The organism is Nocardia jiangxiensis NBRC 101359, assembly GCF_000308615.1.
GTDB classification, from domain to species: Bacteria; Actinomycetota; Actinomycetes; order Mycobacteriales; family Mycobacteriaceae; genus Nocardia; species Nocardia jiangxiensis.
Genome location: NZ_BAGB01000140.1, coordinates 1 through 11,821 on the forward strand (window position 1 = coordinate 1; position 11,821 = coordinate 11,821).

The window sequence follows — 11,821 nt, forward strand, 5'->3', positions numbered from 1 at the left end:
TATCTGGCAACCCTCCGTCGACTTGTCACCAGCCTCGCCGAACAAGTCGCTCAGCACGCCCGACGATGGACACCCTCCAGCGCACCCAACTGGGCCCACCCGCTCATCGGGATCGATTCCGACCTTCTCAGTGACCTCGCTATCTGGCGCGCGGCACTGCACATCGACAACGCAGACCGCCGACCGACCGGACCACCACGCCGGTTCCCGATCACCGAAAAGCGCTGCCGGGACGAACTACACGACCGGATCACCACGGCTCTGGGCAGCGACCCGAACCACGCCATCAATCGGTGGAACACGCTCGCCCTTCGAATCAACGCCCGCATCCCTAACGACCCGTATTGGCCGATCCTGGCCGACCAACTCAACAGGGCCGACAACACTGGATTCGACGTCTCGGCCCTACTCCACCACGCCGCCGCCCAGCGCCATCTGCCCGACGAACTCCCCGCCGCCGCATTGCACTGGCGAATAGTCGCCGAGCTCGAACACAGCACTCTGCGGACCGAACAGCCAGCACCGGCCAATCGAGCAAGCGTCGAACCGGACACCAACACGCTCGGAAAACTGACAGACGACCGACTGAACGAGACGATCAACAACCTCCGGCAGCGACTAGCAATCCTCGGACGACCCACCCCCGCGCACGATCCAGACCTGCCGAACCGCCACATCACCATGGCGCTGGGCACACAGATCGACGCGACACGATTCGAACACCAGCTGACCGCCGCGCTCCAGGAACAACAGCGCCGGGCAACGCTGACCGACGATCAGCGCAGAGATGAAGACACGCTATGGACACGCCCCGAAGACACGGCTGCCCGACGCAACGCCACCGCTTCCCTGCCGCCAACCTCACCCGAGTGGGCTACAGACCCTGATCTGTAACTGAGGTAGCTCCGGTCATCAATCCCCTGGCAGCGGTCGTTCATGAGCCCGCGGCGGGTGCCGCACAAGGCGTTAGATGATGGTGTCATGAACAACCAGAGCAACCCCAGGATGTCGGTTGCCTGGGCCGATTCCGCGTGTTACACGGCTACTGTTGCTCACTAGGGTTGACTGAAGTCATTATGCGGTCGTCTGGTCCGAGTTGGCGTGTGCGAGGGCTATCGGCGCAGGCGGGTGGGGGTGTTCCGGCGTTCGAGCTGTAGTTGCGGGGCGGACGCCGACCTGACCGCGGTCATATATGGCGAGAAGATGCGATCGCTGAGAGGCTGCACACCTCCTCCATTGCCTAACGCATTGTGTTAGATGAGCTTGTCATCATCCGACGGCTCGGTGATCTCATATCCGAGCCGCTGCAGCACCTTGACGGCCACCTTCGGGTAATTCCGTACCGCGGCCCGCAACTGGATCTCCTGGAACTCCTGACGCGACTTCTCGAGAACGTCCTCCCAGCCGTCGCGCCCCTTCACCAGCTTCTCAACGATCAGAAACTCGATGACGTCCTCAAGCGTCGGCCGGAATCGGCGGCCACCCACCGGTAGATGCAGCTTGTGGAGCGGCTTGTCACGGCCGGCGAGGGCAACATCCCAGTCGGCGGAGGCTGCTTTGACCTGCACGTGGGCTTCCGGGTAGCCGTGTTCCTTGTTCCGCTCGTAGTCGTAGTGGAGCAGTTCGCGCTCACCGCAGGGGTCGGCGGCGAGCATCATCACCGATGACCTGACCATCAGGAATTCGCCTGATGGGTCGGGCTGCAGATTGATCTGGACGCCGACGTAGAGCGTGGGGTTCTCGTTGCCGATCCGGAGGGGCACGCAGTTCATACGGGGGTCGTCCGGGTCATTGATCTTGCCGGCGAGACTAATCTGGGCTTGGCCGCCGTCGTCGATCTGAGTGATGAGGCGGGCGTTGTTGCAGATCGTGCCGTTGAGCAATGTGTTCATGCCAGCCGTGAACTGCTTCGCTTCGGGCGCGAACTTGAACTTGGCCAACCCGAACCCCTATTGCTTGTAGTAGCCGCCTATCCGGCCCCATGCAAGACGGTGCCGCATGGTCGGGTAGTCGCGGGTGCGGGCCATGTTGGCCAGCTGGTCAAAGCTACACCCAAGGTTTGCCAGAATCCCCTTGATCATGTCCTTGACCTGGGTTTCACTGAGCTTTACGACTTCTACTTTCGGTTCCAGTGTGGCGGTCATCACGTGTCCCTCCTGGTAGTAAGCGCAGTCTAGGGTGCCCGTATGACAGGGGAGTCTCGTTCCGGCGAGCCCGTCCGTGTCGTGACGTTGGCCACTATTGGAAAGTTCGGTGTCACATCATGTCGCGACACGCCGTCGACACGCTGACCGGCTGATTCCCCTCGACGACACTTCGGCACGTGTGATGTAAATCACTGTCAATGTGACCATCGACACGCTGGTTAGGCGTAAATCGAATCACTGTTAGCCGCATCACAGAATTCAGGTTCCGGGTCAAACCGCCTAGGTGGGCAGTCCCCTGCTCCACGGGACGATCGTCGCGATGCTCCCACCGATACCCGCCGCGGTGCCGGAGAACGTCAGCGACTTACGGCCTGGTAGACCGACCGGAACGCGGCTATTTACCGGATGTCACCTCCCTGGGAGGTCAGCCATTCAGTCGCTGCTGCCCGCCGCCGCACAGCACCCGACCGCGTAGCAGGTACCGGACGACCGGAGGCGTTGAGGGATCCGCGCGTAGCAAGAGCGGGTGTCACCACCTCCGGTGCCGACCGGAGGTCCGTCGACGCGCGGTGCCGGTCGCGGGGTGTTATCGCTGTTCTTCGGATGGAACATCGGCAGTCAGTGCATCCACCAGCGCTTTAGCGCTTGCGCGCAGTGTGCCAGCCTTGGCCTGCTCTGCCAACGCGAATAGGTAGTCGAAAAACGCTTGGAGACCGAGTTCGTCCTTGGCGTTCTCGGTTCGCGTGGCTCGGGAGATCGCTTCTCCCCCCAGTGTGAGCAGCGTGTCCAAGACCGTGGCCAGTGCGGTCTCCGGCGAGTCCTTCACCGCGTCGGCTACCGTCCGATCGAGGAAGGCGCGGACCACCGACATCTCGACGGTGGACGTGGCGAACCGCTGTCGCGACCACAGATCCTCGTCGCTGCGTTCGTTCTTTCCCGCAGTGTAGGGCGCAAGGTAGCCACGTTGGCGCGCCTCCCTCAGCCAGCGACTCGCCGTGACGGGCGAGACACCCCAGTGCTCCGCTATCGCTTTACGGGCGGCGCGACCGTCGGCTTCTGCCTCCGTATACCACCAGGCGACCTGCATGTAATGCTCTGCGTGCCACGACCGCCCGGACTTGGGCATATGGGTTCGGGCATCGCCAAGCAACTGCGAGACGCGATCCCCCCATTCGGTCTTCAAGGCGCGTTTGACACGGTCGAGAACCAGACGCAGTTGCACGCGACGCAGTCCGGTCTGAGTGATCGCCACGGGTGCCGAAAGATCGCGCTGGCTCACCAGCAGTTCTGTGATCATTGGCGATCCGTTCACGAGGCGACCTTCAGCCGTGTACTTCCACGGCCCCGGCGCATCGTCATAGGTGACCACGACACGTTCGGTCCCGTCCCCGTCGACGATGACCCGGCCGCCTGCGGCATGGCCTCCGAAGGACGGAACGCTGAGCATGGCCGCGACATTGTCGTCTTCCGAAATGATAACCCCCTGACATAGTGATGTATCTCCGAGCGTAGACGACGATCCGGTGCGGGTACGAGGCTGGATCCCAGCGGACGTCCTCAGCGGGCCGTCCCGATCTGGTGGATAACAGAGAGCGAAAGGCGTCATCACATGACATCCAGCACCGCGAAGCAGTCTGGTTCGCAGCCCGATCCCGATCGGTTGCCGTTGCGCTGGTTCGTGATCCTCGCAACCGCAGGCGCGAGCGGAACGGCCATCGGTATGACCACCGAGGTGGGCGTGGGAGTCGGGGTCGCCCTGGCGGTTATCGGCCTGCTGCACAAAATCCTCGACCGGTAGCGTCCGGCTGGCCGGGCGGCCGATGCTCCAGGGAATCGGCGGCCCCCGCAAGCGATTCGTCGAGGCCCGCGCGGTGAAGGCATACGCCGGAACCTTCGCGGCGTCCGCCAGCGAAGAAACGGTTTACCCCGTGGCCGCTTTTCGTGACAGCGACAAGCACGGTTGTATCTACATGTTGCTGCAGCAATGCAACTGTCTTACCTGCGATTATCGATCGTTCGCCCATGTGCCACGCATTATTAGGGTCACCCTTTTGGAGATTTCGTGACAGCGGCGTGTCGAGCTGACAGCACAGCTTTTGTCGACCCATCAATGCCTTGACCTCGAATCTTTCACCGTTCCTTGACGTCATCGGCTAAGACCCGATAGCGTTGAGGCTCAACAGGCTTCAGCCACTTCGGCTGGGGCCTTTGCTGTTTCCCAGAGGCTTTCGGCGCTGCGCCGGGAGCCTTTCGTCGTCTTGGAGGGCTTATGTCAGCACAGCTCGCGGCACTCGTTCCACCAGCAACAGCGGTTGTCAGTGGATGGTTCATCTTCTGGATGCAGTTGCCGAGGCTGGTTACTTCGAGCGCTGCCGCGGTTGTCGCGGTCGTCGCGTTGCTTCGTGCCCGGCGCGAAGACATCCCCAAAGTGTTCTCCGCACTGAGAAACTCGACCGATCGACTCCAATATCGACAGACACGTATGGATGTTCGACCGGCGGCTAACCGTCTCGCAGCACTGTCAGTACGCAAAATGCAGGTCGCGGATGAGATCGGTCAGCCCAAATGAGTTTCACCCCAGAGATATTGCCCGCCGATACGAGCCGGTTCCCTGACCACAGTTCTCGCACTGCGCTGCGGAAAGCCATCCGTCGGCTGCCGGTACAGCTCAATATCGTCATGACCAAGGTGTTCCTCGACGAAATCCCAATCGATCGGGTCGCGAGTTCTCTGGGCATCGAAGTCGACATTGCTGTTGCTCGGCTGGACGAGGGACTCCAAGCCCTAAGAACCCCGTACCTGCAACGCCTTCTCAACGCGGAACGCCCCAAGCGTCGAGTCTTTCGTCCGAACGCCTGCAACTTCTGCGGTAAGGGGTTCAGACTTCCGCTGTCTTTGAAACCCGGTCGCCCCAAGCAATATTGCAGTGATCTCTGCCGCCAACGCGCTCACAGGGCCCGCAAACGCACACGCGGCCTCGCGCCGGACTGAGGCTGGCAACATACGTCGACAACGAACCAGCAGGAAGCTCCGCGGCCTCGTCCCGCACAAGCAATCACACTGAGATGAGCGACGGCAGAGCCGAGGTGTCGCATCATCCAATATTCGGCGAAGCGGATGTGCCTGCGCCACGACCGATCTCGCCGCTGCCTCCGTGGGGTGGCCGGTCGGTCAGCGCGACATGCGGCAGTAGCGGATATCGTGCAGGAGCTGGGATTCGATCACTCCGCCAGTGTGGCCAGCACGGCAGAAGTGTCGTGATAATACGGGCGAAACTCGGTGATCAAGCCGTCTCGAAAGCTGATCCATTGCAGCAGTGAGGTTTTCAACGTTCGCCCGGTGCGTCGTGCGCGCAGGCGGCCGCGACTGTAGACCACGACCCGATCGTGGTCGCTGAGGAACTGTTGCTCGTCGAACCACAGTCCGTCCCAATGCTCGCCCATGGCGGCGATGAACTTCCGGAAGCCCTCGTGCCCACGCTATTCGCCGCCGTAGGGCAGGCTGGACGCCTGGTGCATTACGACGTCCGAGGCCAAGTGCGCGGCCATCTGCTCGAACTCGGCGCCCTCGGTGAGGCACGCGGCCTCGGCCGCATAGAAGGCCCGCAGAGTGGTCATCACATCGACTGTCATTCTTCCGATCCTCACAGCGGCCGGTTCTCCACGCTGGCGGCATTCCGACGTTGCGATTCGAGACCGGCGCCGACATTCGGATGCACGCACATCGCCTACGTCCCGCCACAGCGTCGACCGAGTCATGCGGGCGAGCACACAGCGGCATTATGGGATGTTCAGCCGACTGCCATTGCTTGCTGGGGTGATCGGCGCCGACCGCGCCAACGAGGTCGTGATCATCACCGGCACCGGTGATGTAATCTTCGGCCAGGCAGAGCGTGCGTGCCGATGAAGGGTGGCGGGCTGGAGTACGATCTCTGGCCGGACAATCGCACCGTCGCCGATCATCGCACCGAAACATGTTCGGTCCGAAGTGCTTTCACGTCATCCTTTAGGGCTAGGGTGTGACATACTCCTCGCGTCGCGATCGATAGGGCGGGGGTGTGGCAGTGACGCAGGGTCAGGAGTTCGGCTGGCTCGCAGAAGCTATCTCGATCTTCGGTGCGTCGTGCAAGGCCATGGTGAACGGGCCGGGCGACCCCGAGGCGTCAATTCGACCACCTCTGCAGAACCTTCTGGAAGCTGTGGGCAGCCACGACGCCATGGACGGCGTCCTGTGGCATTCCGAAACGCCCCTGCGTGATGTTGGTGTGCGCCCTGACTATGCGGTCGAGGTGCACGGTGAAATCGTAGGTTATGTCGAGGTCAAGCGCCCCGGTCAGATGGTCGATCCAGAGAAGTTCACCGGGCGTAACAAGAAGCAGTGGGAACGGCTCCGCGACTTGCCAAACGTCCTCTACACCAACGGCACTGAGTGGCGCCTCTTCCGCTCCGGCGAGCTGATCGGTGCCCCGGTCTTCTTCGACGGCGATCTCGGAAGCGTCGGACGCTCTTTGGCCGTCCGGGAGCCCGCCGCATTCCACGCCCTTCTGAGGACCTTCCTCCACTGGGTTCCTGAGCCGATCCGCCACATCAACACACTGGTCCGGCGCACCGCGCCGCTGTGCCGCCTGCTACGTGCGGCGGTCCTGGAGCAGCTGGAATGGGAGGGACAGTATGCAGCTGAGGGCGCGCGTCCCGAGGAATTGCGGTTCACCGGGCTGAAGAACGACTGGCGTAGGCTGCTCTTCCCGTCAGCTGACGACGCTACCTTTGCCGACGGATATGCCCAGACGGTCACCTTTGCGCTTCTGCTGGCGCGTACAGAGGACATCTCCGTGAAAGGAGTGGGGCTACACGAGATCGGCCGACGCCTGGATAACGGACACGCCTTGATGGGCAAAGCCCTTCAGCTCCTGACCGACAACATCACGGTAAGCTTCGAGGTCAGCCTCGACCTGCTTATCCAAGTAGTCGACGCTGTCGAATGGGCGGTGATCCGTAGGGGTCGGCGGGATGCCTACCTACACCTGTACGAATCGTTCCTGGAGGTATACGACGAGAAGCTCCGCCAGAAGAGCGGCTCATACTACACCCCTCGGGAAATTGTCGAGGAGATGGTGCGCCTCACTGAGGATGTGCTCCGTACCCGCTTGAGTCGCCAGGCCGGATACGCGGACGACAGCGTGCGCATCGTCGATCCGGCGATGGGAACGGGCACATACCTTCACGCGATCATCGAGCACGTCGCCGCTTGGGCGGCGGATAACGATGGCCCTGGGGCGATTCCGGATGCGATAGGCAGTCTGGCAAAGCGCCTCATCGGCTTCGAGCTGCAGATGGGCCCCTTCGCCGTCGCCGAGCTAAGGGCTTCGGACTTGCTCAAGCGGCATCAAGCAGTCGCACCACCTGACGGTATGAAGCTGTTCGTCACCGACACATTGGACAACCCGTATCTGGCCGAGGAAACCCTCGCCTCGACGTACGGCGTGATCTCGGAATCGCGTCGGCGGGCGAACCAGGTGAAGGCCAACACGCCGGTCACCGTCGCAATCGGCAACCCACCCTACGACGACAAGGCCATGGGCCGTGGAGGCTGGATAGAGAAGGGAAGCCCGGCGCAGGGCAGCACACCGATCGAAGCGTTCAAGTGGCCCGGAAACGGCCGCTATGAGCACGTGCTCAAGAACCTCTACATCTACTTCTGGCGTTGGGCAACCTGGAAGGTCTTCGACGCCCATCAACAGGACCAGCAGGGAGTCGTCTGCTTCATCACCCCCGCTGGCTTCACCACTGGCCCCGGCGGGCGTGGCATGCGTAACTACCTGAGGCGCACCTGCGACGAGGGTTGGGTTATAGACCTCTCTCCGGAAGGGCATCGCCCAGATGTCGCCACCCGGATTTTCCCTGGTGTTGCCCAGCCGCTGGCAATCTGCATCTTCGTCCGCAGCAAAGACACCGATCCCGATCGGCCCGCCCACATCCACTACCGAGCCGTACACGGCAGGCGAGCCGATAAGTACCGCCAGCTCAAAGAGATCCAACTGGACGACGACGGCTGGCAGGACACGCACTCTGCCGCCATCCGCCCGTTCCGCCCAATCACCGAGACGGGGTGGGAGGACCATCCCGCTCTCGATGATCTTTTCCTCTGGGGAAGTCTGGGAATTACCGCCAACCGCTCGTGGGTCAACGCCCCCAGCGAGCAGTTGCTCCAACGGCGCTGGGCGCGTCTGATCCACGAAGCCGACCCAGACAAACAGGCGAAGCTATTCAAGGAGACGCGAGATCGTTCACTGCACGCCTGCCGGCCCCCGCTGCCCGGACAACCCGAGCACGCCCACGGGCTTGCAGACGAAACTGACCTCACGCCGGACCTGATCCGCATCGCCATGCGCAGCTTCGACCGGCAGTGGCTGATCTCCGACAGTCGCGTCATCGACTTCGCCCGACCCACGCTGTGGGAAGCCCTCCAGCCAGGACAGCTCTTCCTCAACCAGCAGTCCTCCCAGGAGATCGAGACCGGGCCAGCCGTCGTCGCCACCGCGCTGCTCCCCGACACCCACCACTTCAACGGCCGCGGCGGCAAGATCATGCCGATCCTCCACCCGGACGGCACACCCAATGTGCATCCGCGCCTGCTCGCCCACTTGGCAACCGAGCTCGGCCTCGCCCGCATCACGGTGCACGACCTGGCCGCATACGTGGCGGCTGTCGCCGGGCACAGTGGGTTCACCGAGCGGTTCACCGAGGAACTACTCACTCCTGGCGTACGGCTGCCGCTCACTCGCGATCCCGATCTGTGGCACGAGGCCGTGAAGCTTGGCGAGCGTCTGCTGTGGGCCTCGACGTACGGGGAACGGTACATCGATCCGAAAGACGGTCGACCAGCAGGCGATGTCCTCTTCCCTCCAGGCGATCCGCGTCGGCTCCGCTACGACCAGCACATCGGGACGGAGGTTCCGAGCGAAATCCACTACGCCGAGATGAACCGAACCCTGTACTTGGGTGCCGGATTCGTCAGCCCGGTCCCCACAGAGGTGTGGAACTATGACGTCGGCGGCATGCAGATCGTCAAGAAGTGGTTCGGATACCGCAAGGCGAACCCCAACAGCCGCAAGACGAGCCCCCTGGACGACTTGCATGTTGACTCGTGGCCATCCAGCTGGTCACGCGAGCTCATGGAACTGCTCTCCGTGCTGCGCCGGCTCACCGACCTCGCTCCCGCGCAACAGGAACTGTTGGATCGGATCCTGGCCGGACCCACGGTCACGGTGGCAGACCTCGAGAAGGCCGCCATTCTGCCGGTGTCCGACAGGGCTCGCAAGCCCCGTCGTCTACTCAAGCCTGGTCACGAGGAGCTTCATCTGGACGCCGACGAGGAACCGTAGCGTCAGCTCAGCGTTTCTTCGCCCAGCGCTCCACGTACGCTACCGCCTCTGTTCTGCTCCATGCACCCTCTGCGAGTTCACGGAGCGCGTGCATTTCCGGACTGAGTGAGGGTGTACGTCGCTGCATCTCATCGGCGAATACGCTCACCTCAGCCAGGCGTTCACCAAGCGTGGCGCACTCGGCTTCGAAGTACACTGCCTTGCCTCGCGGCGTGATAACCAGACCCTCACCTGTGACTTCCACTAGGCCCATCCAACTGAGAGTTTGCACATCGGCCGTGCTGCTCTCCTGGTCAAGCCCCCGGACTGCGGCCGCTATCGCATCAGGGGACGGAATCTCGGCGGTCACGAGATGATGCAGAACCCGAATCTGTGATGGCGAAAGCGCTGGGTGCACGGATGCATGTCTAGCAGCACCGGGGACGATCCTGCCGCAGACCGCGCCTAACGGTTCTTCTAAACAAACTTTGCGCCCGCTTCTTTCGCAGTAACGCGAACGCGTGGCTCAGGATCAGGTCACCGACACCCTGGCCGGGTCGTTTCCGAAGGTGCCAGAGATGATGCGGGAAGCGAAATACGATGTGCTGGCGTTCACCGGATTCCCGCACGCACTGGTCGAAGGTGTGGTCGAACAATCCCGATCGAACAGTTGAACAAGGAGATCAAACTCCGCGCTGATGTGGTGGAGATCTTCCCGAACCCGGCATCCTTCCTGCGGCTGGCGACCGCGGTCGTGATCGAGCAACACGACGAATGGCAGGTCACCCGCCGTTATGTCTCCGACGTCAGCCTCATCGAGCTCCGAAAGGTCCTGGAAGCCAAGAAACACGCCGCCGCCACCGAACCGGTCCCGGCCCTCGCGGCCGCCGAAATCGGCTAGGATTCACGACTCGTTTGGAGCAATCACAAAACGTCCGGTAATCGGCTACTTATGGTTGTGGTAGGGCTCGTTCCCGGCCAGGATCGGGTCCAGGTGCCCGGAGGGGTCGCTCTCTAATCGGCTGCCCGCCAGCGGTTTTGGTGTGGCTCTCTCATGGCTTGTGTCCCGCCGGGTGCCGTGCCGGGAATGGCTGAAGAGGGGTCTGCCCAGCTCGAAGTAGCGGTGCCTTCCCGCACGGACACTGTTCGTCGATAGGGAGGATGCGCTGGTGACGGTCATCATCGGAATGGACCCGCACAAACGCTCGGCCACGATCGAAGTCATCGACGGCACCGAAAAGGTGCTGCTGACCGGCCGCTACGGCACCGACACCGCCGGATACACCGAAATGCTCACCGCTGCACGGCGGTTCGGTGACCGTGTGTGGGCGATCGAGGGATGCAACGGCGTCGGCCGTCATCTGGCTCATCGCCTGGTCCACGACGGTCAGAGGGTGGTCGATGTGCCCGCGAAACTCTCGGCGCAGGTGCGGGTGTTCGCCACCGGCAATGGCCGCAAAACCGATCCGGTGGATGCGCACTCGGTCGCGATCGCGGGGCTGCGGTCGCCGAAACTGCGGCGGGTGCAGGTGGATTCGGAGTTGGTCGCGCTGGGCATGCTCGTCGATCGTCGCGAGGAGCTCGGTCACGCCCGCACCGACACCGTCAATCGGTTGCATCGGCTGCTGCTGGAGTTGTTGCCTGGTGGGGCGAAGAAATTCCTGTCGGCGATGCAGGCGCGCACGCTGATCGCGACGGTCAAACCGCGCGATCCCGCGGGCAAGGTCCGTCGCCGGCTGGCCGTCGAGCTGATCGGTGATCTGGAAACCATCGACCGCAAGATCAAAGCTGCGGACAAAGAGTTACGCCAACTGGTCGCCGAACACGGCTCGACCTTGACTGACCTGCGCGGGATCGGCCCCGCCGGCGCGGCCCGCTTGTTGGCCGATGTCGGTGACATCCATCGGTTTCCTGATCGGGGCCGTTTCGCTTCCTGGAACGGGACCGCACCGTTGGATGCCTCCTCGGGTGAGCAACAGCGGCACCGGCTGTCCCGGGCCGGGAACCGCAGGATCAACCGGGTCCTGCACACCATGGCCACGGTCCAACTGCGCCATCCCGGTGCCGGTCGTACCTACTACGACGGCAAGAAAGCTGCCGGGAAAACCTCGATGGAAGCCATCCGTGCCCTGAAACGGCGCCTGTCGAACGTCGTCTACGCACGCATGCTCGCCGACCAGCGCGGCGACCGAACGGCAAGTCCGGGAGGGCAATCGGGGGCGACTGCTGACTCCAGCGCGACCGGCCCTACCCCGCCAACCGATCCTTCGGACAAGCCACAACCCGGACCTACCACCACCCACCCTAACCC

The 11,821-nt window shown here is 62.8% G+C and carries 10 protein-coding genes and 3 pseudogenes; 7 read left to right on the forward strand and 6 right to left on the reverse strand.

Annotated elements, in window-relative coordinates:
- Window positions 1–894 (forward strand): annotated as a pseudogene (locus ON40_RS34895) (hypothetical protein); the annotation flags it as partial.
- A 359-nt stretch (window positions 895–1,253) separates the two neighbouring features.
- On the opposite strand, the gene ON40_RS34900 reads toward ON40_RS34895, so the two are convergent.
- The 3 genes from ON40_RS34900 to ON40_RS34910 all read right to left on the reverse strand — a co-directional run bounded on the left by ON40_RS34900 (window position 1,254) and on the right by ON40_RS34910 (window position 3,594).
- Complete coding sequence (locus tag ON40_RS34900) at window positions 1,254–1,940, reverse strand: hypothetical protein (protein ID WP_040829542.1); 687 nt, start codon at window positions 1,938–1,940, stop codon at window positions 1,254–1,256.
- Window positions 1,941–1,949: 9 nt separating this feature from the next.
- Window positions 1,950–2,144: a hypothetical protein gene (locus ON40_RS34905; RefSeq protein WP_157186598.1), complete on the reverse strand. Its 195-nt coding sequence runs from the start codon at window positions 2,142–2,144 to the stop codon at window positions 1,950–1,952.
- 589 nt (window positions 2,145–2,733) lie between these two features.
- Complete coding sequence (locus tag ON40_RS34910; protein WP_040829544.1) at window positions 2,734–3,594, reverse strand: hypothetical protein; 861 nt, start codon at window positions 3,592–3,594, stop codon at window positions 2,734–2,736.
- A gap of 162 nt (window positions 3,595–3,756) precedes the next feature.
- Here ON40_RS34910 and ON40_RS34915 point away from each other — a divergent pair, with 162 nt between their 5' ends.
- From ON40_RS34915 to ON40_RS52515, 3 genes are all read left to right on the forward strand, one after another.
- Window positions 3,757–3,945, forward strand: a complete 189-nt coding sequence (locus ON40_RS34915) for a hypothetical protein (protein WP_040829546.1) — start codon at window positions 3,757–3,759, stop codon at window positions 3,943–3,945.
- A gap of 471 nt (window positions 3,946–4,416) precedes the next feature.
- A complete protein-coding gene (locus tag ON40_RS52510; RefSeq protein WP_157186599.1) occupies window positions 4,417–4,716 on the forward strand; it encodes a hypothetical protein in 300 nt (99 codons plus the stop codon).
- A complete protein-coding gene (locus ON40_RS52515; protein ID WP_157186600.1) occupies window positions 4,713–5,138 on the forward strand; it encodes a hypothetical protein in 426 nt (141 codons plus the stop codon). Before ON40_RS52510 ends, ON40_RS52515 begins: the two co-directional genes overlap by 4 nt.
- A gap of 230 nt (window positions 5,139–5,368) precedes the next feature.
- Here the strand turns inward: ON40_RS52515 and ON40_RS51370 are convergent.
- Both ON40_RS51370 and ON40_RS52520 read right to left on the reverse strand, forming a co-directional pair.
- A pseudogene (locus tag ON40_RS51370) lies at window positions 5,369–5,614 on the reverse strand (nuclear transport factor 2 family protein); the annotation flags it as partial.
- 12 nt (window positions 5,615–5,626) lie between these two features.
- Window positions 5,627–5,779: a hypothetical protein gene (locus ON40_RS52520; RefSeq protein WP_157186601.1), complete on the reverse strand. Its 153-nt coding sequence runs from the start codon at window positions 5,777–5,779 to the stop codon at window positions 5,627–5,629.
- A gap of 425 nt (window positions 5,780–6,204) precedes the next feature.
- Here ON40_RS52520 and ON40_RS34930 point away from each other — a divergent pair, with 425 nt between their 5' ends.
- On the forward strand, window positions 6,205–9,531 hold the full coding sequence (locus tag ON40_RS34930) for a type ISP restriction/modification enzyme (RefSeq protein WP_218008908.1): 3,327 nt from the start codon (window positions 6,205–6,207) through the stop codon (window positions 9,529–9,531).
- A gap of 7 nt (window positions 9,532–9,538) precedes the next feature.
- Here ON40_RS34930 and ON40_RS48620 read toward each other — a convergent pair whose 3' ends face one another.
- On the reverse strand, window positions 9,539–9,880 hold the full coding sequence (locus tag ON40_RS48620; RefSeq protein WP_051194038.1) for a hypothetical protein: 342 nt from the start codon (window positions 9,878–9,880) through the stop codon (window positions 9,539–9,541).
- Between the two features lie 160 nt (window positions 9,881–10,040).
- On the opposite strand from ON40_RS48620, the pseudogene ON40_RS50430 reads away from it, so the two are divergent.
- Together ON40_RS50430 and ON40_RS34945 are read left to right on the forward strand one after the other, a co-directional pair.
- Window positions 10,041–10,411 (forward strand): annotated as a pseudogene (locus ON40_RS50430) (transposase); the annotation flags it as partial.
- A 268-nt stretch (window positions 10,412–10,679) separates the two neighbouring features.
- Window positions 10,680–11,821: IS110 family RNA-guided transposase (locus tag ON40_RS34945; RefSeq protein WP_063713148.1), on the forward strand; the 1,142-nt coding region annotated here is incomplete at its 3' end.